The organism is Microseira sp. BLCC-F43 (assembly GCF_041929235.1).
Lineage (GTDB): Bacteria > Cyanobacteriota > Cyanobacteriia > Cyanobacteriales > Aerosakkonemataceae > Microseira.
In genome coordinates this window covers 29,981-54,171 of sequence record NZ_JBHFNP010000278.1, presented here as the reverse complement: position 1 = coordinate 54,171, position 24,191 = coordinate 29,981, and the positions used below count along the sequence as shown (strand labels likewise).

Below are 24,191 nucleotides of genomic sequence, written 5' to 3'. Positions count from 1 at the left end.
AGCAACGATAATGAAGGTAGACAATGCCCATCCTACAACTAATTGAGGATAACAAGGATGCAAAGTATTAAACTGCAAAGTAGCCTCAATGTGAGTAAAGCTGTTTTGACAGCTGTTGAAAGCTGGCGCGTTCGTTGAGATGTGGAAAAGGCTTGTTAGGAACAGATACACCCAGGAAGCGACACAATGGTTCCCAACCCTCTTTCACTTGGTAAACTAACAGCCGATCTGGTGGAACAAAACGCTTTACCTCTTCAATGTGTTGATTGAAAATCGCTTTAGCGTATTGCTTATCCTCAAATTTCCCTTGAAAATCCTTCAGCCAAACATCTTGATCCACCATGCGGAAGATGCGAACTAGACTCCGCATCCTTGGAGAAAATGGGAGCGATAAGGCCATCTTTAACTTCTGCCAACCTTTTGGCGCTGCTTGATAGATGGTGTTCAAGGTACTCTCATACCAACTATCCACATCTCGAATATTCAATAGAACTTTAGCATCAGGATAGTGCTGCATCAGTTGACGATAGTAACGATAACCTGGGTAATCTACTATTGCTTGGTAGCCATCAAACAAAGCATCCCAGTTGACAGGTTTTCCATTACTGGCATCCTCCCAAAACGTTACATCAGAGGGGTGTCTCATGAATTCTACCATGTGGTAGCACTTACAAAAGCCCAGTTCTTCTAAAGCGGTTTTGAGAGATAGCGTTCCCGTTCGTGCGAAACCTGCAGCAATAACCTTAATTGCCATAAATTCCCCCATATTTTGCTTCCATTAAACGCCAAAGTCCACGGCAGCATGTCAGGTTTGCCATTAGCTCTTCTGTGTAGGTTGGGTTGAACGTAAGTGAAACCCAACAAGCCTTGCTAAAGTTGGGTTTCGTACACTGGGCCCAACCTACAAAGTTGACATGCTCCCAAAGCCCACTAACTTAAGTATAGATAAATAACTCAAGTTGCTAGTTAACTCAAGTTGTTAGTTATCTCATGCATAGCAGCTAATGGCTAATGGCGAGATTGGTAAAAATCCAAGATTAGCAATTAGCAATTAGCAACGCCCTTGTTTATAACTAGCAACTTGCGTTAGTTATAAGGTTGAGGCCATTCGTGACAGAGGGGAAAGGCAATCGTTGATTGGCTTTCCCCTCTCCCCGACCCGGTGAGATTCTCATTATCATTCCCGATTAATTTGAGTATATTCGCTCATTGACATTCATTCCACTTTCTTAACCTGTCACGAATCGACTTGCATGAACTACGTTCGCAACCAAGGATGAAAATCCATCTCACCTGCTATTTTCAAGACAGGTCTAATCTTTAGTTTTTACTTCTTCCGCTGGTGCATCTTTCTCTGTTTCCGGGTTATTCATCTCTTCTTTAAAACCCCGTAAAGTTTTAGCCAAGGCGCGTCCCATTTCTGGAATTTTCTTAGGGCCAAAAATTAGAAGTGCTACTACGGCAATAATTCCCATTTCCGGCAATCCTAATCCAAACATATCAGTCTCCTTTTATCTATTTTTAGGGTAACTTTCAACAAATAAACCCGGTTTCTATGAGAAACCGGGTTTCTCTACTACTCGCTTCGTGTCAAAGGCAATCCTAACCAATCGCTGAGTTCACCCGCTAACCATTCGAGTTCCTCTTCATTCGCCATTGCAGCGCCAAATTCGCATTTTTGTGACCCTGCCCAGATGACAATTTTACGATGGTTAGAGTCACGCTCAATATACTCAATTTTAGTAATCTCACGCCGTCGCGCGGGTCGAAACAGATTGCGCTTCAATCCAAACAGTTCGTAAGTTTTAGAAATATATCGCCAGTCGATCCGCAACCGATAGCGTCCAAATAAGGCAAATAAAATCCTCTCTCCCATTATACCCAAAGGGACTAAATAAGGTAAAAATAGCAAGGCTGACATCAGATTAGCGGGATGCCCAAAGTTTAAAATTAGCCAAAATATTAAGCTAATCGATCCAAAAGACATTGCAGCAACTGGCAAGTTAAATCCCGATGGTGGGGTGATAATTTCTATAGAGTATTCATCTTTTTTCAGCAAGAATTGGCTGCTAGCTGGTTGTGCAACGGCTAAATACCCAATATCCGTTGAAGACTCGTTTTCTAAAGCTTCGAGTGCCTCCCTAGCCGAGGTGAATCGCCGATCTAAACTGGGGTGTGTCATCCGCCTTAACCAGCGGCTAAAACTCTGGCTAAGATTAGCCATTTTCTCAAATTGAATTCGCAATTCTTCCTGCGGTAAATCCGCTGGATGCGTCCCCGTTACCAAGTAAATTAATGTCGCCCCTAAACTATAAAGATCGGAAGCGGGAACTGCACGTCCGCCAAATTGTTCGGGTGGCATATATCCATAAGTTCCTACTACGGTAATTGTCCCGCCTTGTTTGGCTGCAAGGGTTTGCACCGAACCAAAATCTACTAAATAAACTTGCCCGACACTATGGGCAGAACGGTTGGTTAATAAAATATTGCTGGGTTTGATATCGCGGTGAATCACCGCAGGTTGACGGTTGTGCAAATCAATTAAGATTTGTAACAAAGCTTTGGCAATTTCCCCGACTTCTGCTTGAGTGAAAGTTCGTCCGCTTTTGAGATGTTCTTCTAAGGATTTGGCTTGAATGTAACTTTGTACGAGGGCAAATCCTTTACCCTGGGGCAAGTCAATTTCAAAATGGTTGAGATACCGAGGAATCGCTGGATGGGATAATGCTTGTAAGATCGATGCTTCTCGTTCAAACAACTTGAGGTCGTCCCATGCAAAATCGCTGCCAAAAGACAGTAACTTGATGACGACTAATTCTTGGGTTTGGCGATCGCGCGCCAGCAGCGTCCGTCTTCCGGATTTTTTTCCAAGCTGCCGGATAATATCGTAGCGATCTCCCAGGGTGGATAGCCTATCGTCCAATAGCCGATCGAACATTATCTTGCTTCCCTCGCCCTCTATATTCGTTTATTCTGAATTAAGCTGGGCGCTACGCCCCGATTGTTGCAATTTTTAAACAAAAAAATGATACAAAGCCCCAACGCTTCTCTGCGCGAACAACAACACCCCCTGATTCGTCAACTGGCTGACTGTATCGAGTCCACTTGGTCACAATACCTTGACCTTTCACCTTACCACTTGCCAGAAGATTTGGGATATGTGGAAGGACGCCTGGAAGGGGAAAAACTGACGATCGAAAACCGCTGCTATCAAACGCCCCAGTTTCGCAAAATGCACCTGGAACTGGCAAAAGTCGGGTCAATGCTCGATATTTTGCACTGCGTCATGTTTCCCCGCCCCGAATACCCGTTACCGATGTTTGGCTGCGATTTAGTCGGCGCTAAAGGACAAATTAGCGCTGCAATCGCCGATCTCTCTCCCACTAACCCAGATCTCACTTTACCCGATCGTTACCGATCCGCCCTCGCCGCTACCCCCACCCCACACTTCTCCCAACCCCGCGATCTTCCCCCTTGGGGCGATATCTTTTCCGAATTTTGCATCTTTATTCGACCGGGTAGCCCAGAGGAAGAAGCACAGTTTCTCGCTCGTGTCAAGTGTTTTTTGGAAATTCACTGCCAGACAGCGATCGCATCCCAACCAGTACCCAGGGAACAGCGGGTGCAAATTCTTGCCGGACAGCGCAACTATTGCACCAAACAGCAGCAAAATGACAAAACCCGCCGCGTCCTAGAAAAAGCCTTTGGCACTGACTGGGCAGAACGCTACATGACTACAGTGCTATTTGATTATGTGTATTGACACTCCTCGACCTAAAGGTACGAGGATTCTGTAATCAACGTCAGAGTTTGCTCTAGCAGGTTTTCACCAACTAGCGGAGTGACTCCAACTCCTACAGCGTTACTTCGGGGATGCCCTCCCCTAGCTTGCAGAGCAAGATTTAAAATATTTAGCGCAGCGTTTTCGTCTCTATTAAGCTTACACCCGCACTTACAGATGTGAGTGCGAACTGATAGAGACTTCTTCACAATTGCACCACAATTACTGCACTTTTGGCTGGTGTATTGTGGGCTAACTGCAACAGCAATGCGCTCAAATTTGCAAGCATTATACTCAAGCCACTGTCTAAATTGCGTCCAGCTAGCGTCGTTAATTGACTTAGCCAAACAATGGTTTTTGACCATATTGCGAACAACTAAATCTTCGTAGGCTACTAAGTCGTTAGACTTGCATACGTTTCTCGCCAGTCTTTTGGCGTGTTCGTTCCGTTGCCTACTTACTTTTAGGTGCTTCTTGGCAAATGCTTTCCGTGCCTTGCGGCGTCCGTTTTTGCCTTTTTCCTTCTTGTAGATCCGGCGTTGGGCGTGCTTAATTTTAGCTTCGGCTTTCCTTAGAAATCGCGGGTTTTCCTCCTGATATCCATTGGAGTCGGTGTAGAAATACTCCAGACCTACATCCAGCCCGATGACATTTCCCATTGGTTCTAGTTGCTCTTTTACCTCAACGTTGATGGCAAATTGGCAATAAAAACCATCGGCACGACGTACCAATCTTACCCGCTTAATTGACTTAATTGGGTAAGTATGAATATCCCAAGTTCCAAGTAGCTTCAGTTCGCCGATCCCTTTTTTGTCAGTAAAGGTAATGCGGCGACAGGTTGGGTGTAGCTTCCATCCAGAAGTTTTGTACTCAACTGAGCGGTTGTCTTTCTGGAAACGCGGATAGCCTTTTTTGCCTGGTTTTTTAGACTTGCAGTTATTGTAAAACCTGGAAATCGCAGACCATCCACGTTCAGCAGATGCTTGACCTGCATGTACGTTCAAGGCTTGAACAAAGGAGAATTCGTTGCGTAGTTCTGTGACATAGTTACAAAGACGAGCATAATTAATCTTGGCTTCTCTAGGAGCGTCCATCCAATAACGAATGCACTTGTTGCGGACAAATTGTACTGTCCGGATGGCTTCTTCGATTGCCCGATATTGACTTGGCTTGCCTTTGACTTTGTACTCTAGAACTAACATATCGACCTGGATTTGCTCTGTTTTTAGTCTACATGATTGGCGTACAAATAACCCGCTAGTTTATGGCATTTTTAACAATTGAATTGCGAATGCCTGAAAATCAAAGGGACTAAGCTGCTACTAAGTTTTCTGAGCTGAACAATTAAAGCCGCCCTATAAGGGCGGGGCTTGTATCCCATTAATTTTGGTCAATGTAGCCCGGTTCAGCTGGAAATTGCCAAGAAGTTGAACGCTTGAAATGGGTACTGCATCGCTTGCACAAACTTTTCGTAACTTAGCCGCTCCCCACCCAAAAGCCAGTCCTTGACTAGGAACACTGCGTACCCATGCCTATCTACCAAAAAGTAGTAGATGTCTTTGGGGTGGATTTGAAATGCCTGCAATCCAGTTTTGGTACACTCGAACAGTATCGCTGGACGACAACGTTTTAACAGTTCTTCTCCCCCCTGAAGTACAGCAAGTTCGCCCCCTTCCACATCAACCTTGATAAAACCAATCGGGCGGTCGAGTGGCACTAGGTCGTCAAGCCGCTCGCATTTAACCACGATCCGCTCCACTTTCTCCGTACCGGAGTCATGGAACCGCAGTCCGCTAAAGCCAGACCGCGCGGGCTGTACGAAAAACTCTGCTTCGCCGGACTGATCGCTCAGAGCTAATTGCATCACCTCGACGTCAGCAAACTTGCGCTTGAGCCAATTTGCCTTGTAAGGAACCGGCTCGATGGCTATGTGGCGACCTCGCGGCGATAGCCGTTTCATCTGTTGCACCACAGATCCCAGGTGACATCCAATATCGATGCAATTCATAGAGTCCTTGATGATTCGCTCGATCGCCAGATCGATTCGCGACGACTCTGCGTGCATCTCCCGCAGCTCTGGATGCTTCAATTTGTGCGATATTTTGGTCAACTCGCGCCAGCGACGGGCTGGTGACTCGAATGGCGTACCAATTAGTTGGTGAGCTATGTAATCCTTTAGCATGATCTTTTATAGTACTCACTCGGCTGGTCAGCTTTATTTTGACAAATTACTGGCTCGCACAAACATTGACAACAATTTGTCACGTGCTACTATATTGATTAACCAATCAATCAAAGAACAAGATTAAACCATGCCTGCCCACGACCAGGTAGAGTTCGAGCGGCGGCGGCAGCAAATTATAGACGGTGCATTGGAAGTCTTTGCGAGCTTTGGCTTTGAAAAGGCAACTAATAAAGACATCGCCCAAGCTGCCAATATTGGCTCACCTGGACTGATCTACCACTACTTTAAAGACAAAAGCGACCTATTCCAGCAGGTATTAGAACAGCGCGTTCCCCTGCTGCAACTGCTGGCTCACAGCGGTGACGAGATTTTAACCAAACCACCGCAAGAGGTGCTAACCACCTTCGCTGGCGCCTTCCTGAAAACCTTGGAAAACCCGACCGCCGTCGCCATGTTTAAGCTGGTGATGAGCGAAGCATTCCGACAACCGAAAGTTGCCGAAGTGATGAACAACGCTGGACCAAGTCGCGAAATGGCATTTTTAAGTCGCTATCTGGCAAAACAAATGTCTGCTGGCGTGCTGAAACCAATGGAACCAGGAGCAGCAGCTTATTGTTTTATTGGCGCTTTGCTGGCGTATATTTTCACGCGGGAAATCTTTCCCCAGCCAGATACGCAGCAACTTGACGCCGAGACAATGGTAAAGACTACCGTTGAGGTTTTCTTGCAAGGAATGCTTGTAACTGATGCAGGGGGTGCTTAGCAAACATCGCTAAAACCGTCTTTTTTTCTGAGCAAGTTGATTAATTAATCAATCAAGTCGGATAGCTCAATAGGAGGAAGCGCGGCGAGCCTTTCCGGATAGAAGCTGAAAGACAGGTAGATAGATCGCACCTCCTTCCTCTTCCTCTGGAAAAAAAAATATTAAGCTTAGTAAAGGGGTTGTAAAGAAAAGTTATGCGGATAGAGTTACCTGTTAAAGATAGGCAATGGCTAAAATATCCAGTCCGCTGGACGATCCCGCTAGCAATTATGGCGGCTAGTGTGAGTGGGGTAGGGCTATATCAGGTTTATCAACAGACGAGGGTGCAGCCCCAAGTGGAAGTACCAGTGGCGGTGGCGCCAGCGATCGCATCGGTAACGGCATTGGGACGCCTGGAACCCCAAGGAGAGGTGATTAAAGTATCGGCGTCGAGTTCGATAGAAGGGTCGCGGGTGGCGCAACTGCTGGTAAAACAGGGAGAGCAGGTGAAAACAGGGCAGCTAGTGGCAATTTTAGACAGCCGCGATCGCTTGCAAGCCGGGTTAGAACAAGCCAAACAAGACGTGCGAGTTGCCGAAGCCAATTTAGCCAAAGTTCAAGCAGGGGCGAAAGCGGGAGAACTAGCCGCCCAACGCGCCGAAATAGCCCGCCTGCAAGCCCAGCTGGAGGGGGAAATCAATACCCAAAGAGCAGAAATTACCCGTTGGCAAGAGCAATTAGAGGGAGAAAGGAAAGCACAACAAGCCACAATAGCCCGCCTACAAGCGCAACAAACGGGAGACGCGGCGCAGCAAAGAGCAGAAATAGCCCGCCTGCAAGCGCAGTTAGACGGGGAAAGGAAAACGCAACAAGCCACCATCGCCCGCCTGCAAGCGCAATTATTGGGAGAAAAGAGGACGCAACAAGCAGCGATCGCCCGCCTTTCGGCACAGCAGCAAAATGCTCAAACCGAATTTCGCCGCTATGAGATGCTATCCCAACAAGGAGCAATTGCGGCCTCTAGAATTGACACCAAGCGCTTGGAATTAGAAACGGCTTTTCAGCAGCTCAATGAAGCCAAAGCCAATTTAAGCCGCACCGAAGCCACGCTGACGCAACAAATTAACGAAGCGAAAGCGAATTTAATCAGAACCGAAGCCACGTTAATTGAGCAAATAAATGAAGCGCAAGCCAATCGTAACAAAACAGCAGATACGGTAACCCAGCAAATAAATGAAGCCAGAGCGAACTTGAGTCGAACCGAAGCAACTTTAACCCAACAAATTAAGGAGGCACAAGCCAACCGTAACAAAACAATAGATACATTAAACGAGCAAATCAAACAAGCGCGAGCGACTTTAACCCAAATTGCCGAAGTGCGTCCTACCGACGTAAATGCAGCGCAAGCAGAGATTGACCGCGCCAAAGCAACAGTGAAGAAAGCGCAAGCGGATTTGGATCAAGCCTTCGTGCGATCGCCGATTGACGGACAAGTGTTGAAAATTCACACAAAAGCGGGAGAATCTGTTAGCAGTACCAATGGAATAGCCGATATCGGACAAACCGGACAAATGTATGCGATCGCCGAAGTTTACGAAAGCGATATCGCTAAAGTAAAACTCGGTCAAGCTGCCACAATTAACAGCGAAACAAATGCCTTTGAAGGCGAACTTAAAGGAACCGTCGCTGAAATTGGCTTGCAAATCGGTAAAAAAGACATCCTCAACACCGATCCCGCCGCCGACGTAGACGCCAGAGTTGTAGAAGTCAAAATCCAACTCGATCCAGAATCTAGTAGGAAAGTTTCTGGTTTAACCTACTCAAAAGTGATCGCCAGAATCATCATTGGTCAGTAGGGGCGGGTTTCACCAACCATCTATACTTAAGGCGACAGTTTATCTAAACTCGCCCCTCCGGTTGTTTCTGAATTATTGAACCGCAGAGACGCAGAGGACGCAGAGTCAGAGAAGAGAAGAGAGAGAAATAATTCAGACATACGACCCATTACTACGATGGCAAGAATACCTCTCGCTTGGCTACAACTGACAAAAGAAAAAGTCCGACTCCTCGTTGCTTTAGCGGGGATTGGCTTCGCCGATATCTTGATGTTTATGCAGTTAGGATTTCGCGATGCGCTGTTTGAAAGTGCGATTACTTTTCATAAAAATGTGCGGGGCGATATCTTTTTAATCAGCAGTCAATCCACGGCTTTGATTGCGATGAAAAGTTTTTCCCAGCGGCGATTATATCAAGCGATGGCGTTTGAGGGAGTGGAAACAATTACACCTGTTTATCTCGGTTTCGGCATTTGGAAAAATCCCGAAAATCGCAAAACCAGACAATTAATGGTGATTGCCTTTAATCCGGCCGCTCAAATTTTTAATTTACCAGGACTGGCGGAAAATTTGGATAAAGTGAAAATTCCGGATGTAGTTTTATTCGATTCGGCATCTAGAGAGGAATTCGGGCCAGTTGAAAAGTTATTTAATTCTGGACAAACGGTAGAAACAGAAATAGATAGCCGTCGGGTCAGAGTGGGTGGATTGTTTAAATTGGGTGCATCTTTCGGTGCAGATGGCAACGTCGTCACCAGCGATTTAAACTTTCTGCGTATCTTTTCTCGGCGGGACAGAGGTTCGATTGATATAGGCGTAATTAATTTAAAACCAGATGCCAATAAAGAACAAGTTTTAACCAAGATGAAGAATTATTATAAAGATGCATATCCGGATGTTTTAGTGCTATATCAAGAAGAATTTATCCAGTTTGAAAAGCAATATTGGGAAACGGGGACATCGATTGGATTTGTGTTCTTTTTAGGTACGTTAATGGGATTTATTGTCGGGACGGTAATCGTGTATCAAATTCTTTATACCGATGTGGCGGATCACCTGGCTGAATATGCCACGCTCAAAGCAATGGGGTATAAAAATTTATATTTACTGGGGGTGGTATTTCAAGAAGCGATTATTTTATCAATTTTAGGGTTTATACCAGGATATGGGGTGGCAACTGTTTTGTATACTTTGACGCGAAATGCTACCAGTTTGCCGATGGTAATGACAATAGCTAGAGCAACAACAGTGCTGGTTTTAACTGTAATTATGTGTACGATATCGGGTGCGATTGCGGTGCGGAAACTGCAAGCAGCAGATCCGGCAGATATTTTTTAAATGGCTAATTGCTAATGGCTAATTGCTAATTGGTAATTGGTAATTGCGGTCCCAGGCGGGGAATTGGTAATTGGTGAAGAATTAACAATCAAAGGGCAACAAAATGGAAGTGACGCTGAATGAAACACAGGCTATAAGTGGAAATCGCTTGGTTAGCGAACCAGTGATTGACATTAAAAATGTGAATCATTACTTTGGTAAAGGGTCGCTCAAGAAACAGGTATTATTTGATGTCAGTCTGGAAATATATCCGGGGGAAATTGTACTGATGACGGGGCCTTCTGGGTCGGGGAAAACCACCTTGCTGACGATGATAGGAGGTTTGCGATCGCCGATAGAAGGCAGTCTAAAAATTTTAGGTAAAGAATTAGTAGGAGCGAGTAAAAATAGGTTAGTAGAGGCGAGGCGCAATATTGGCTATATTTTCCAGGCGCACAACTTGCTCAAAAGTTTGACAGCCAAACAAAACGTGTTAATGTCCCTGGAGTTGCACCCTGAGATTTCTCACAAAGAAGCCAATGCTAAAGCCAAAACGATGCTGGAAGCAGTCGGGTTAGGTCAGCGTATCGATTATTACCCGGAGAATTTATCAGGGGGACAAAAACAAAGAGTGGCGATCGCGCGCGCCTTGGTCAGCCATCCTAAAATTGTTTTAGCCGACGAACCTACCGCCGCATTAGACAGCAAATCGGGTCGCGATGTCGTCGAATTAATGCAGCGCTTAGCCAAAGAACAAGGCTGTACGATCTTAATGGTGACTCACGATAACCGGATTTTGGATATTGCCGACCGCATCGTGCATATGGAAGATGGTCGTTTGGCAAAAGATGCACCCCTGGGGGTGGTGTCTCATTAGTTAAACTGCTCAAACTATTTTGCGGTTTTTTTAGCCGGATTGACTGGTGGGCGCGTTTGATTTGGCTTGGCTTGGGGCGTCCTACCATTGGCGGGTAGGGGCATTTTAGGGTGAGACTGGGGCGCGGTTTTGGGCGCAGGAGGCTTGCGATCCCCACCAGGCGTCGGACGTTTGGCAGCAGCAGGCTTTTGATCCTCACCAGGCGCTTGCCGTTTGGATGGCGGCGGAGTCGGTGGTAGCATATCTGCTGCGGGTGCGGACACTTGCCTTTTAGTAGCGAAGCTGACGTTTACCCCTTCATTCGATTGTTCTAGCACCAGCAAAGGTGTAGGCTTGGCTTTTTGATCCCATTGGATTTGCACAATCCGACCTTGAATCGTCGGTTGCCAATTATCATGTTCGTCAGAAGGACTCAAGTAAGTTTCAATGCAGTCGATAATTTGATTAATTGTCACCGAAGTCGCTTGGGTGGGTAACTTCATTAACCGAATTTGAATCCGGAACAACACGGCCTTTTTAGACTTCGGGCTATCTGCCGTCTGATACTCTACATCGAAAGTTTCATCGACTTGCCTGCCTGCGGTCGTGGCAATTCCGACAGCAGCTTGTTGCGCCTGAGTCGGACGCAACGCGATGGAAATTTTATCTTTCACCTTGACCTTAATTTGATTGACAATCGCAAAGTGAAATACTTCCTCAGCCATCCGCATCCGCAGATAGTCGAGGTTGAATTCTCGCGAGTGAACCAAATCGGGATTGGTTTCCATTTTCCGAATCGTTTCCAGCGCCAATTTTAACTTTTTCTTAACATCTTCGCTTTTAAACTTTTCCATTCGCAGTTCTTTTGCCAGCTTTTTAACCTGGAGAAAAGAATAGACTCCTAAACCAAGGGTCAATAAAGCCAATACCCCAGACGATCCCATCCAGATTGCATCCGGCGGGAGATTATTAGTTTGATCCTTGGGGGGGGCAGATCCTAATTGCGGTTGTATGAGAATAATTGGTTTTGACATGGTCGGGCGGGTGATCTGAAAAAATAGGTCTGTTTATAGAATGCCCATTAGGAAGGTGTTGTCATCATCAGTAAAGTCACCAAATACTAATGATTTTAGGGGTACTCAGTGTTTCCACTGAATACGGTAGTTGCACTCCTGAATGTCATTCCCGACAAATGAAGCTACTGGAAATTTATACCATTTTTCTAAATAATGTTACCTATTTTGCCTGGGCGATCGCCCATAGGTCAAGATCCCATGGGTGGCTAAATTATAACTGATAACCTCAATGCCTATGACTCGCCATGGGTGAAAGGCTGAATCTGAGGGAGACTGGGAAAGATCCTTGTCACAGAAAGCTAGGAATCGAGGGAGCGGGCAGGTTTTTTATCGCTGGCGATAATATGTAAATCGATATTTTTGAGCAGTCGCACTAGCTGTTGCGTTAAAGATCCCCTCAGCAGCAACTTCCAGCGCGAGCGCGGGCTTTTCCCAACTACAATCTGAGTAATGCGGTATTCTTTTGCTACGTTAGCGATCGCGTTGGCGATATCATAGCTGGTGACGCGCAAAAATTCGCCGCTAAATTCCTGACACAGCTTTTCGCAATTGTGAATGTGCAAGCTTTCTTCCCTGGTGAGAAATCGATCCGGGTTATCCACAAATAAAACATAAAGACGACCATTCATATAACTGGCAATTCTTGCCCCTCGCCGAATCAACTGCAAGGAATTCGGGTAAGTCGAGACGCAGACTAAAACCCGTTCGAGGATGTTGCAATACTCCCCTTTAGAAGTTGCACCGATCGCTTCTTGTTCGAGTGCTTCCTCTTCAATATTGTCTGCGACTTCCCGCAACGCTAACTCTCTAAGTGCAATCAAATTGCGCCGCTGGAAAAAGTGTTGTAAAGCTTGGTCTATTTTATGGGGGGCGTAGATTTTTCCTTCGGTTAGACGTTCTTCTAAAGTTTCTGGCGTCACGTCCACAACAACAACTTCATCGGCTGCTTCTAAAACGCGATCCGGAATGCGTTCGCGTACAACAATTCCCGTAATTCTAGCGACGATATCGTTCAAACTTTCTAGATGCTGAATATTGACAGTTGAATAAACATCTATGCCTTTTGATAAAATATATTCAACATCTTGGTAACGCTTTTCTCGCTGAGATCCCGGTACGTTTGTATGCGCCAATTCATCAATTAAAGCGAGTTGAGGCTGGCGCGCCACGACAGCATCGGTGTCCATTTCGGTTAGGGTGGTGCCAGACACTGTTATTTGTTGGCGCGGCACTATTTCTAAACCAACTGCTTGTTCTGCGGTTTCTTCCCGTCCGTGGGTTTCCAACAATCCAATGACAACATCAATGCCTTCTTCTTTTAGTTGCTTGCCTTCTTCTAACATGCGGTAAGTTTTACCAACGCCGGGAGACATGCCGATAAATATTTTATGCTTGCCGCGACGCCTGTTGCGATCGCCATTCATTTCGCTGGAATAAATCATAATTGCTAATTGCTAATTGCTAATTGCTAATTGCTAATTGCTAATTGGTTAGAGAAAATAAGTTTCTAGTTTCGGTATTCACTATTAGCGATCGCTTAGTAATTCTTGAGGGATTAATTGCTTTTGAATTGCAATTACGGCTGCTCTGGTGCGGTCGTTAACGCCTAATTTGTGCAATATTGTATGCACGTGTACCCGCACCGTACCGGGGGCAATATAAAGCAGGTTGGCTATTTCTTGATTGGTTTTACCCGCTGCAATTAAGGCGAGGATTTCTTGTTCGCGCCTGGTGAGATGGTTATTACTATTAGTTTCATCTTCAAGATTGGGAGTAGTAGAATGATTGCTACAATTGGCTCTAATTTCTGCGGTTGCGGTTGAGTCCCACCAAGACGCACCCGCCGCCACCGAACGAATGGCTAAAATGAGCGTTTCCGATGGGACGCCTTTTTGAGAATAACCCTGGACTCCGGCTTCAATTAACCTGACAATCAGAGATTTTTGCGTGCGGGAAGTCAGGACTAAAATCGGTAGGTTAGGTTGTGCTTGTTTGAGTTGACGACAGGCTTCGATGCCGCCAATTCCTGGCAAACCGATGTCAAGAACTACGACATTTAAAGGATAGTGTTTTGCCAATTCTACAGCAGTTTCGCCATCTTCGGCTTCGGCAACAATTTCCATTCCCGGTTCTCGTTCGAGTCGAGTTCGCAAACCCAAACGGAATAGTTCGTCATCTTCCACTAGGAGGATTTTAATAGAGGCAGCGGGCATTTTATTGAGATGAATGCGGCTGGATGGGAAAAGCAGGCAATCGGAAACAAAAGATTGCTCCATAGGGAGAACGACTCTCCGCCCAAATTGTACCGCCATGTGCTGCGATAATTTGACGAGTTAGATACAAACCCAAACCGGATCCTTTGGCAGTGCGATCGCTATCTCCTTGATAAAATCTCTCAAACAGGTGGGGTAGTTGATCCGCTGTTATCCCCGCACCCGTATCGATAATTTTGGCAACTTGATAAGAAACTCCAGGCTCCAGCACAATTTCCACTTTACCGCCCCGTGGGGTATGGTTAATGGCATTGGTGAGCAGATTGGCAAATACTCGCCCTAGTTGAAATCCATCTCCATTTACCCATAAATACTTGCGAAACTCCGAATCGCCGTGGTTAAATGAGAGGTGAACGCGACGGCTTTTAGCGAGGTCAAATAGCGTTGCTGCGACTTCCTCTGCTATAGTTACTAAATCTACCGGAGCGAGTTGGAGTTGCAATCCTTCCGTATCGTTGCGGTAAACATCTAATAAAGTTTCTACCAGTTGCAGACTTGTTTGGTGACTGCGGACGATTGTTGCCAAAACTTTTCGCTGTGCGGGTAGAATTGCACCAAAGTGTTCTTGATCGAACGCTTTGAGAGTTTCTATCGCACCTAATAGGGGTGTTTTCAAATCGTGGGTGAGGGTAGAAGCAAAATCTTCTCGCAGACGGGATAATTTTTCCCCAGCTTCTAGTTTGGCTTGCTGTTGTGCGATCGCATCAAGGTATCTGCGATTGCGATCGCTTAAAAATCCCGTTACTCCCAATGCTAGCACCGCGATCAGCCTGGATGCGATCGTTGGCGCTAAAAGACCGTTTCCGCCGGAACCCCACAGCGCTACCATGGTTAAAACCACCGCCACCAGGGTAAATTGGACCGTTGCTTCGCGACTCAACCGCGAGGAAGCGAGTAAAATTGGCCCGATGTAAAGATAGGCGAATACGTAGCTGGGGGGCGTGGAGAATTCTAAAATAGCGATCGCCACAAACAGTCCCACGATCGTCCAGAATACACCCCACTGCGGATCTTTTAGCTTCCGAATCCACCTGCGAGGTAAAGCTTGAAGCAATAACTGAAGCGACATCTGGGAATTTACCAGAGTAGTTATATTTTTTATTATATCCATAAATTTTGTAATTCAATATATATTCACTGGTATATTTGGCAACTAAACACTTTCTAAACGCTCTAAACGCTTTTGTATCTTAAGAGGTATATCTTCTCATATAAAACTTCGCTAAACTGCGATTTATACCTGTTGTTTTATGGAAAAATGCGGCAATATTAGTTTGTTGAATGGAAAAATACTGGATTATTGAACCGCAGAGGCGCAGAGAACGCAGAGGTAAGAGAAAAGAAGAGTTGGTTGGAAAGATAGATGAGTTTTGGAGGTGTTATAAAGTATGTTAGAGGGATGGATTCAAATAGCAATAATTTTGCTGATTGTTGTGGCAATAACGCCTGTGTTTGGCGGGTATATGGCGCGGGTTTATTTAGGAGATAAAACGTTTTTTGACCCGATTGCCAATTTTTTAGAAGGGGCGATATTTAGATTAAGCGGGATTGCTAGGAAAGAAGATATGACGGTTTGGCAGTACGCTAGAGCCGTTATTTACAGTAATTTAGTGATGGCGGCGTTTATCTTCTTGATTTTTAGCTGGCAGCGAGTGTTGCCATTTAACCCAACAAGGTTAAGTTCCCCGACTTGGGATACAAATTTACATACGGCGATTTCGTTTGTTACTAATACGAATCAGCAGCATTATTCTGGGGAAACTACCTACAGTTATTTCAGTCAATTTGCTGCTTTAGGATTCATGATGTTTACATCAGCGGCGACGGGATTGGCGGTGGGTATCGCTTTTATTCGCGGGTTGACGGGTAGACCATTGGGAAACTTTTACGTCGATTTAATCAAATCAATTACGCAAATTTTACTGCCGATTAGTATAGTTGGCGCAATTGTTTTAATCGCCTTGGGAGTGCCGGAAACATTAGGGGGGCCAACCGTAGTGCCGACATTGGAAAATGGGGGGATAAGTCAGGCGATCGCGCGCGGTCCCGTTGCCCATTTTGAAATCATCAAAGAATTAGGAGAAAACGGCGGTGGCTTTTTCGCGATTAACTCCGCCCACCCCTTTGAAAATCCCAACCCCGCCACCAATTTAATCGAAATTGTCACCATGCTGGCGATTCCCTCATCGTTGATTTACACCTTCGGCATCATAGCCAACAACCGCAAACAAGCCTGGTTGATTTACGGCATGGTGATGGCAATTTTTATCCTATTTATCATCATCGCCGCCACAGGCGAATACCAAGGAAACCCAGCCATCAACGCCTTACTAGGAACAACCGCACCCAACTTAGAAGGAAAAGAAGTCAGATTTGGCTGGGCAGAATCCGCCTTATATGCCGTAAGTACCACAGGCACAATGACCGGCGCCGTTAACAGTATGCACGATTCCTTCATGCCCACAGGCGGATTCGTCACCCTTGCCAACATGTTCTTACAAATAGTTTGGGGCGGACAAGGAACCGGAACCGCTTATCTATTTGCCTACCTAATATTGGCAGTATTCGTCACAGGACTAATGGTAGGCAGAACCCCAGAATTTTTAGGACGCAAAATCGAAAAAAGAGAAGTAGTCCTCGCCAGCTTTTTAATATTACTCGTCCATCCCATAGCCATATTAATTCCTGGAGCGATCGCCATCAGCTTCCCCACCGAATTCAACGGCATCACCAACCCCGGATATCATGGACTCGCCCAAATCATTTACGAATACGCCTCTGCCGCAGCCAACAACGGTTCGGGTTTTGAAGGACTAGCAGACAGCCAACCCGCCTCCGGCGCTTTATGGTGGAACCTCAGCACCAGCTTCAGCCTACTAGCCGGACGCTACATCCCCATAATTTCCCTCTTATTACTAGCAGACAGCATGTCTCGCAAACAACCAGTCCCCATGACAGTAGGCACATTGAGAACCGACACCAAACTATTCATCAGCGTCACCGCAGGCATCATTCTCATCCTCGGCGCCCTCACCTTCTTCCCCATCCTCGCACTAGGACCAATAGCCGAAGCATTCCAAATAGCTAATGGCTAATGGCTAATGGTTAATGGCTAATGGCTAATGGCTAATGGCTAATGGTTAATGGCTAATGGTTAATGGCTAATGGCTAATGGCTAATGTTAGGAAAAATGCTATATTACGCTCTTATAGCAATTAGCAATCAGCAATTAGCCATTAGCAATTAGCAATCAGCAATTAGCAATCAGCAATTAGCAATTAGCAATTAGCAATTAGCCATTAGCCATTAACCATTAGCTAATGACCAATAGAATTAAGGTAGGCATTTAGTTTAGGGCATAGTTCATCAACGATTAAGGTAATCCGCTTGCTCTCTTCTTTGGTTAATAAATTCCTTCTGTAGGCACGTCTTAACCAGTTGATGGTTTCGTATAAAGAACCCCTTGCTATTTTGATGAAACGACGATTGTCTTGGAAATTATATCGACCTTCTCCTTCTGCAATATTGGCACACACACTATCCGCAGACCTAACAATTTGCTTCCCCATAGTCTCTTTAGTGAAGGAATCCCATTCCTTAACAATGTGCCAAATCTCATCAGATAGTTTTTCCGACAGTTTGTAAACATCCAGTTTCTCAAAGCTAGGTTTTCCCATAGGTCTCCGACTTATTCCTATCACCTAGTCTTCCCCCACCCATCCTCACCTTAACCATGAGCAATGAGCAATGAGCAATTAGCAATTAGCAATTAGCAATGAGCAATTAGCAATTAGCAATTAGCAATTAGCAATCCACTCATCATCTATGTCCAAACCCATCAAAATACCCACTGGTCCCCGCGACACCCGCAAACACACACCCAAAGCCAACATGGCAGGACTCTACCAAAGAGCCATCCGGGACGCCTTCCGCAAACTCGACCCCCGCATCGCCATCAGAAACCCAGTCATGTTCATCGTCTGGGTAGCCACCATCATCACCGCCTTAGTCACCATCGACCCCAACTTATTCGGCACCGTACAAGGTGAAAACCAACGACTCCTCAACAGCTTAATTACCCTCATCCTCTTCTTTACCGTCTTATTCGCCAACTTTGCCGAAGCCGTCGCCGAAGGACGCGGTAAAGCGCAAGCTGACACCCTGCGGTCAACTCGTTCCGATACCCTCGCCCGTAAAATCCTCCCCGATGGCTCAATTCAACAAGTCAGTTCCACCACTTTACGACGGGGAGATCAAGTCAAAGTCATCGCCGGAGATATGATTCCCGCCGATGGCGAAGTCATTTCCGGAGTCGCCTCCGTCGATGAATCTGCCATTACCGGCGAATCTGCCCCCGTTTTAAAACAACCCGGAACCGATATCGCCAGTTCCGTTACCGGGGGTACTCGGATTGTATCCGACGAGTTGGTAATTAAAATTACCGCCGATCCAGGTCAAGGCTTCATTGACCGGATGATATCCCTCGTAGAAGGGGCGGCGCGCAGCAAAACTCCTAACGAAATCGCCCTCACCGTCTTGCTGGCAGTTTTGACCCAAGTCTTTTTAATCGTCGTCGCCACCACGCCGCCTTTGGCGAACTACGTAAATACACCAACAACGATCGCTATCCTCATATCCCTCCTCGTCGCCCTCATTCCCACCACCATCGGCGGTTTACTCAGCGCCATCGGCATCGCCGGGATGGACAGAGTAGCGCAATTCAATGTAATTGCCACCTCCGGGCGGGCGGTGGAAGCTTGCGGCGATATCAATACCCTGGTTTTGGATAAAACCGGCACGATTACCTTGGGCAATCGCTTAGCAGATGAATTCATTCCTATCAAGGGTCATACGGTAGAAGAAGTGGCGAAAGTAGCCTTAGCTGCCAGCGTGTTTGACGAAACCCCGGAAGGTCGGTCTATCGTGGCTTTGGCAGAGCGGCTGCGCGTTGGGATCGATTTTGACCGCAACCGCGCCCTTGGGGTGGAATTTTCGGCTAAAACCCGCATGAGCGGCACAAATTTACCCAATGGTAGGGAAGTCAGGAAAGGCGCGGTGGATGCGATTAAGGGCTTTGTGCGATCGCGCAGCGGTCAAGTCCCCAGCGACCTCGACGCCGCCTACGAACGAGTTTCTAAGTTAGGAGGCACGCCTTTAGCCGTTTGTCAAGATAGCGAAATCTACGGAGTCATTTACCTCAAAGATATTGTAAAACCGGGTTTGCGCGAGCGGTTCGACCAATTGCGCCGCATGGGGGTCAAAACCATCATGCTGACAGGAGACAACCGCATCACCGCCTCGGTGATTGCAAAAGAAGCAGGGGTGGACGACTTCATCGCCGAAGCGACGCCGGAAGACAAAATCGAGGTGATTCGCAGCGAACAATCGCAAGGAAAGCTAGTCGCCATGACGGGGGATGGGACAAACGACGCCCCAGCTTTAGCGCAAGCAAATGTCGGGTTGGCGATGAACTCTGGAACCCAAGCGGCGAAAGAAGCGGCGAATATGGTGGATTTGGATTCCGACCCAACTAAATTAATCGATTTAGTAACAATTGGGAAGCAATTGTTAATTACGCGGGGTGCTTTAACTACTTTTTCCATCGCCAACGATATCGCCAAATATTTCGCGATTATCCCAACAATTTTTTCGGCTGCTGGAATTGGCGCGCTGAATATTATGGGATTAAAAAGTCCGCAATCTGCCATTCTTTCGGCTTTAATTTATAACGCTTTGATTATTCCTGCCTTGATTCCGCTAGCACTGACAGGGGTAAAATTCCGTCCCTTGACTGCGGATCAATTGCTGCGAAGAAACATTTTAATTTATGGATTGGGCGGTGTAATAGCGCCGTTTATTGCCATCAAGTTGATTGATGTTTTAATTCCTTGGTAATGGCATAATCCCCAATTAGCAATTAGCAATTAGCAAAAGATATGGAACCAATTCACATGCGATCGCAACTCACACCAAATCCGCTTTTATCAACGCTAAAATCCCTCACCCTGAAGGGTGGGGCTACACAAACAAAGACCGCCTGCGCGGTCTATAAGAATGCAGGGGGTAATCAATCGGGATTTGGTATTGCACCTGAAGTAATTTCCCACATTTGGAGCGAATGGCGTCGTCAAAAGCTGCCTTTATACTTATTCCTGTTACTGTGTTTTAACCTCGTTGTTGCACCTGCGGTATTTGCCGCCAGCGGGGAAACACTTTCGCGCACTCAGTCTTATGCGCTAGGAATTTTGGCAATTGTAACGGTAGCGCTTTCGATTTATTTATTCGTAGTCATGTTCCAACCAGAGCGATTTTAAACTGCTAATGGCTAATGGCTAATGGCTAATGGCTAATAGGTAAGAATAAAGTTATTATCGGCTCCTAGCAATTAGCAATCAGCAATTAGCAATCAGCAATTAGCAATTAGCAATCAGCAATTAGCTATTACCAATTAGCAATTAGCAATTAGCTATTACCAATTAGCAATTAGCAATCCACTATGAATTTTATTCGCGAGTTAGTCAAAGCAATTCGAGTTACCCTGGTTCTATGGGTATTAGTGGCGATTATTTATCCTTTAGCAATGGTGGCAATTGGACAGTTAATTTTTCCTTACCAAGCAAATGGCAGTTTGATTAAAAACGCTCAGGGACAAGTTGTAGGTTCGGCTTTAATCGGTCAACCTTTTACCTCAGACCGCTATTTTAACAGCCGTCCCAGCACGACCAACTACAGTACGGCTGACCCAAATAACGATTCAGCAGGAGTGTTGAAAACAGGGATTTCTGGTGCGAGTAATTTAGCACCGAGTAACCCAGCATTGCTAGCTCGAATTAAAGGGAAAGATTTCGCTAGATTGCAAAAAGAAGGTGTTAAACCAACGGCAGATTTAGTTTATACATCTGGATCTAGCCTCGATCCTCATATTACAAAAGCAGCTGCGATCGCGCAGATAACCAGAGTCGCACAAACCAGAGGTTTACAACCAAATCAACTCCAAAGATTAATTAACCAAAATACCGATGGCAGATTTTTGGGTATTTTTGGCGAACCTGGAGTTAATGTTCTGAAATTAAATTTGGCTTTAGATGCGTTAAATCCTGGTAGCGAGTAGGGACACGGCATCAGTAAGTTTTGCCACCTACTCAAAGTTTTTCGGATGCCGTGTCCCCACAATGTTGTGTTATATGATGTCCGGTCGATTACCCATAATCAAAAGCCGGGACACGGCATTATTAACCTTATCTGTTTGTCCGATAAATCTCTTTAGCCTTAGTCCCTACGCAACGACTCTGTGAGGTTTTTTTATTATGGGCAATTCAACGGACATCATATTACGCCCAGGCCAAAAATCAAGCGCAAGTCTGCCTTAATCCAGAATTGTTAATAATTCAGGAAATGATTCAGGCATTGCCAGTCAACTATGAATTAGCTAGCGCTAGAATTCAGAGCTTTCTGTTGCTTGTTACGTCCTAATTGGCTACTGCCAAACAATAACCCCATCGCCGTTAAACCTAAAACCGCAGATGGCTCAGGTACAGTAGCAGATTCTGGGGGTACAATGTCAAGCTTTCCTTTAAGGGCAATGATGTCGTTATCGCAGTCTGGAGCAAGGTGAAGAATAAAATTACCCTCCGGAAATAAAGACCTGTCAGCGCTCAACCCAATTGTCTGAGAACCATTGGCATTGAAGTGACCGAAATCAAGACCAAGACTGCTTAAATTGCCAGCACTCAGCAAATTGATACCACCTACCTTTTTCCCGGTGGCAATGACATTTTGAACGTGAGTTGCTTGATTGAAATAAGGATCGTTTGCAGCTAAGTCGCCTAGTGATGGTTTTTTACCCTTACTTTTAACCCATTCGTTGTACTCGCCTAAACTATCTAAGGCAATACCGTTTGCTTTGGCAACAGTTTTAGCGGTGACATCTTCATACACACCTGTAGCTGCAACACCAGAATCATTTTTGCTAGCAAATCGAATGCCAAGCAAGTTTTTATTGGCGCTAGCAGTGCTGAGATTTTTTCCGGAGAAGTTGAATATTAAATCGCCCCAACCAACGTGTTCGTCATCAGCATAATCACTATGAGTTCCTCCGAAAGGCAGATTGGCATTGATAGCGATAAAAACTTTATCCTCAGTTTGCTTTAAAGCTAAACCGTAAATTTCATATTTAGTGCCACCAACGTTATTGCCAGTTATGCTGTCGTTAAACGAATCAATTGCATAATTCCAACCCTTGTACAAACTAGCCGCTTCTGCTGGTTTGCTGATAGCTGATAGCGAGCAAAGAGTTGCAATAACAGATGCTACTAACAAAGTTCCATTTTTTGGATGACCCATAAGACAATGACCTCTTTGAGGAGCAAAATTGTTTTCGGTTAATTCCAATACACAAGTTTTGGCGATCGCTGTGGCTAAGTAAATAAGCTGATAGCTCATTTTTCAGCCTTTAAGCAACCTTAGCATTAATAAAAATTCTTAAAATTAAATAGAAAGTAATTTGAAGGTAATTTAAAAGTAATTTGAAAGTAATTTGAATATTTTTACCCAGTTTGCTGGACTGAGCTTTTCTGATATTCTCTATACAAGCGGAATAAACAGTTGATGAGTTGTTTTGGGCTAGGACAATTAGTACATTAAAATTACCATGTGCAATCCTGATGAATCCAAAAGGAATAATAGTACGATTAAACTGCCTTCAAATTTGAAGCGAAAGTTACAGGAAGAGTTTAATAAAAGATATAAGCCCGGAAAGCGCAACTTAATGCAAGACTTTTTGTGCGCGTGGCGTCAGCAACTCGATACTGTGGAACCTTCACCCCAAGCGGTACGAAGTGCTTTGTCAGATAGTCGCAACACCTGTGAATATCGAATTGCTGACGGTTTGTGTCGGATTTTGCTCGACTGTTCGTTTGACGAAGCGAAGGCGATCGCAACCCAAAACACCTGTTTCAACAAGAACCCAGATGAAGAAACCAAACACCAGCGCGGGTTGTTTGTACCTAATAATCGCTGTCGAACTGTGTGGGGGCGAAAAGACCTAATCGCACAAATATTAAACCGCCTCGCTGACCCCAACGAGTTATCCATCTTCTCTCTCAGTGGTGCTGCGGGGTATGGTAAAACAGAAGCTGCAAGTGTTGTAGCTCAAACTGCAATTAAAAGCAATCTCTTTGCTGATGTATTGTGGGTCACAGCAAGACAAACTGAATTAGTCGATGGTCGCATCAGCGCTACAAATGAATATGAAGCGCTCAATTGGAACCAATTTTTAAATCAAATCGCTCATCAATTGGCTTGTCCTATAGAACGAGTTCAACAGCGCCTCAGAGAAGAAAAGTTACTCGTTGTATTAGATAACGCCGAAACTTCACAGGTAGAAGATATTCTGGCAAACTTGGTTAAAATGCTCAATCCCAGTCGGGCGCTTCTTACCAGTCGTCTCAAAACTAATCCCCAGTTTGTTGGATTAATTCCAATTCAAGGATTAGATAAAGAATCATCCCACAGTTTGTTGCGCGATGAAGCAACTTACAAAGATATTCCGGCAATTTTACAAGCTAGCGATCGCCAGCTAGACCGAGTTTATGAATTATCCTGCGGCGCACCACTCGCTTTACATTTTATTGTCGGACGTGTTTTGGATGACCGAGACCTCGAACCTGTATTATCTGCCCTAGAGAAAGCTAGCGGAGAAGTTGAAGCATTCTATCAATTTTCTCTAGAAACAGCTTGGCAGCGAATTAATAATACAGCTAAAAATGTACTGCGTTATATGGGTCGAGCCGATGCTAGCGTCACTCTAGCAGAATTGTCTGGCGCTAAGTGGGTGAAAGAATCAGATTGGCATCAAGTCCAGCGCGAATTGAAACGATGGTATTTGATTGAAGAAGTACAAGATACCCAAGGAAGTTTGAGATATGATTTGCATCCTTGGGTGAGAAGCAGTGTACGCGGCGAATTGGTTGATAAGTGGCAACCTTCATTGCAAGATTTGGCAAAGATAGCGGTATGGAAGTTTGGGATCGATCTATAGAGTCCGGTAGAACCTCCCGACTTTGGTTCTCCGGGCTTACGCCTCCCGAAGTCCGGTAGAACCTCCCGACTTTGGTTCCCAGGCTGA

At 45.5% G+C, this 24,191-nt stretch carries 21 protein-coding genes; 10 read left to right on the top strand and 11 right to left on the bottom strand.

The features are described from left to right. Positions 1-85: 85 nt before the first annotated feature. The 3 genes from ACE1CM_RS36590 to ACE1CM_RS36580 all read right to left on the bottom strand — a co-directional run bounded on the left by ACE1CM_RS36590 (position 86) and on the right by ACE1CM_RS36580 (position 2,938). Positions 86-754 (bottom strand): sulfotransferase family protein, encoded by a 669-nt coding sequence (locus tag ACE1CM_RS36590; RefSeq protein ID WP_374883849.1) that lies wholly within the window; start codon positions 752-754, stop codon positions 86-88. Positions 755-1,313: 559 nt separating this feature from the next. Beyond that, the gene (gene tatA, locus ACE1CM_RS36585) at positions 1,314-1,499 is read right to left on the bottom strand and encodes a twin-arginine translocase TatA/TatE family subunit (RefSeq protein ID WP_374883848.1); all 186 of its coding nucleotides are present in this window, start codon (positions 1,497-1,499) and stop codon (positions 1,314-1,316) included. Between the two features lie 77 nt (positions 1,500-1,576). Then, positions 1,577-2,938: a serine/threonine protein kinase gene (locus tag ACE1CM_RS36580; protein ID WP_374883847.1), complete on the bottom strand. Its 1,362-nt coding sequence runs from the start codon at positions 2,936-2,938 to the stop codon at positions 1,577-1,579. A gap of 87 nt (positions 2,939-3,025) precedes the next feature. Between ACE1CM_RS36580 and ACE1CM_RS36575 the strand changes: the two genes are divergently transcribed. Then, positions 3,026-3,763, top strand: a complete 738-nt coding sequence (locus tag ACE1CM_RS36575) for a phycocyanobilin:ferredoxin oxidoreductase (RefSeq protein WP_374883846.1) — start codon at positions 3,026-3,028, stop codon at positions 3,761-3,763. An 11-nt stretch (positions 3,764-3,774) separates the two neighbouring features. Here the strand turns inward: ACE1CM_RS36575 and ACE1CM_RS36570 are convergent, their stop codons facing one another. Beyond that, the gene (locus ACE1CM_RS36570) at positions 3,775-4,983 is read right to left on the bottom strand and encodes an RNA-guided endonuclease InsQ/TnpB family protein (RefSeq protein ID WP_374883845.1); all 1,209 of its coding nucleotides are present in this window, start codon (positions 4,981-4,983) and stop codon (positions 3,775-3,777) included. 203 nt (positions 4,984-5,186) lie between these two features. After that, positions 5,187-5,963, bottom strand: a complete 777-nt coding sequence (locus ACE1CM_RS36565; RefSeq protein WP_374883844.1) for an FkbM family methyltransferase — start codon at positions 5,961-5,963, stop codon at positions 5,187-5,189. A gap of 130 nt (positions 5,964-6,093) precedes the next feature. On the opposite strand from ACE1CM_RS36565, the gene ACE1CM_RS36560 reads away from it, so the two are divergent. The 4 genes from ACE1CM_RS36560 to ACE1CM_RS36545 all read left to right on the top strand — a co-directional run bounded on the left by ACE1CM_RS36560 (position 6,094) and on the right by ACE1CM_RS36545 (position 10,737). Further along, positions 6,094-6,729 (top strand): TetR/AcrR family transcriptional regulator, encoded by a 636-nt coding sequence (locus ACE1CM_RS36560; protein ID WP_374883843.1) that lies wholly within the window; start codon positions 6,094-6,096, stop codon positions 6,727-6,729. Between the two features lie 194 nt (positions 6,730-6,923). After that, positions 6,924-8,564, top strand: a complete 1,641-nt coding sequence (locus ACE1CM_RS36555; RefSeq protein WP_374883842.1) for an HlyD family efflux transporter periplasmic adaptor subunit — start codon at positions 6,924-6,926, stop codon at positions 8,562-8,564. Between the two features lie 156 nt (positions 8,565-8,720). Continuing rightward, entirely contained in the window at positions 8,721-9,881 is a 1,161-nt protein-coding gene (devC, locus tag ACE1CM_RS36550) for an ABC transporter permease DevC (RefSeq protein ID WP_374883841.1), read from the top strand. Between the two features lie 103 nt (positions 9,882-9,984). Further along, on the top strand, positions 9,985-10,737 hold the full coding sequence (locus ACE1CM_RS36545; RefSeq protein WP_374883840.1) for a DevA family ABC transporter ATP-binding protein: 753 nt from the start codon (positions 9,985-9,987) through the stop codon (positions 10,735-10,737). A gap of 14 nt (positions 10,738-10,751) precedes the next feature. Here ACE1CM_RS36545 and ACE1CM_RS36540 read toward each other — a convergent pair whose 3' ends face one another. The 4 genes from ACE1CM_RS36540 to ACE1CM_RS36525 all read right to left on the bottom strand — a co-directional run bounded on the left by ACE1CM_RS36540 (position 10,752) and on the right by ACE1CM_RS36525 (position 15,176). Further along, positions 10,752-11,750, bottom strand: a complete 999-nt coding sequence (locus ACE1CM_RS36540) for a hypothetical protein (RefSeq protein WP_374883839.1) — start codon at positions 11,748-11,750, stop codon at positions 10,752-10,754. 341 nt (positions 11,751-12,091) lie between these two features. After that, positions 12,092-13,234: a universal stress protein gene (locus ACE1CM_RS36535; protein WP_374883838.1), complete on the bottom strand. Its 1,143-nt coding sequence runs from the start codon at positions 13,232-13,234 to the stop codon at positions 12,092-12,094. Between the two features lie 84 nt (positions 13,235-13,318). Beyond that, positions 13,319-14,005, bottom strand: a complete 687-nt coding sequence (locus ACE1CM_RS36530) for a response regulator (protein WP_374883837.1) — start codon at positions 14,003-14,005, stop codon at positions 13,319-13,321. A gap of 1 nt (position 14,006) precedes the next feature. Next, the gene (locus ACE1CM_RS36525; protein ID WP_374883836.1) at positions 14,007-15,176 is read right to left on the bottom strand and encodes a sensor histidine kinase; all 1,170 of its coding nucleotides are present in this window, start codon (positions 15,174-15,176) and stop codon (positions 14,007-14,009) included. A 277-nt stretch (positions 15,177-15,453) separates the two neighbouring features. Between ACE1CM_RS36525 and kdpA the strand changes: the two genes are divergently transcribed. After that, positions 15,454-17,160, top strand: a complete 1,707-nt coding sequence (gene kdpA, locus ACE1CM_RS36520) for a potassium-transporting ATPase subunit KdpA (protein WP_374883835.1) — start codon at positions 15,454-15,456, stop codon at positions 17,158-17,160. Between the two features lie 222 nt (positions 17,161-17,382). On the opposite strand, the gene ACE1CM_RS36515 is transcribed toward kdpA, so the two are convergent. Further along, entirely contained in the window at positions 17,383-17,742 is a 360-nt protein-coding gene (locus ACE1CM_RS36515; protein ID WP_374883834.1) for a four helix bundle protein, read from the bottom strand. A gap of 148 nt (positions 17,743-17,890) precedes the next feature. On the opposite strand from ACE1CM_RS36515, the gene kdpB reads away from it, so the two are divergent. From kdpB to kdpC, 3 genes are all read left to right on the top strand, one after another. Next, on the top strand, positions 17,891-19,960 hold the full coding sequence (kdpB, locus tag ACE1CM_RS36510) for a potassium-transporting ATPase subunit KdpB (protein ID WP_374883833.1): 2,070 nt from the start codon (positions 17,891-17,893) through the stop codon (positions 19,958-19,960). 41 nt (positions 19,961-20,001) lie between these two features. Next, entirely contained in the window at positions 20,002-20,379 is a 378-nt protein-coding gene (gene kdpF, locus ACE1CM_RS36505) for a K(+)-transporting ATPase subunit F (RefSeq protein ID WP_374883832.1), read from the top strand. Positions 20,380-20,561: 182 nt separating this feature from the next. Continuing rightward, positions 20,562-21,176 carry a K(+)-transporting ATPase subunit C gene (gene kdpC, locus ACE1CM_RS36500; RefSeq protein ID WP_374883831.1) on the top strand — a complete coding sequence of 205 codons (615 nt, stop codon included), beginning with the start codon at positions 20,562-20,564 and terminating at the stop codon, positions 21,174-21,176. A gap of 314 nt (positions 21,177-21,490) precedes the next feature. Here the strand turns inward: kdpC and ACE1CM_RS36495 are convergent, their stop codons facing one another. After that, complete coding sequence (locus tag ACE1CM_RS36495) at positions 21,491-22,507, bottom strand: XDD3 family exosortase-dependent surface protein (protein ID WP_374883830.1); 1,017 nt, start codon at positions 22,505-22,507, stop codon at positions 21,491-21,493. A gap of 208 nt (positions 22,508-22,715) precedes the next feature. Here ACE1CM_RS36495 and ACE1CM_RS36490 point away from each other — a divergent pair, with 208 nt between their 5' ends. After that, positions 22,716-24,104, top strand: coding sequence for an NB-ARC domain-containing protein (locus ACE1CM_RS36490; RefSeq protein ID WP_374883829.1), 1,389 nt, complete (start codon positions 22,716-22,718; stop codon positions 24,102-24,104). Positions 24,105-24,191 lie beyond the last annotated feature (87 nt).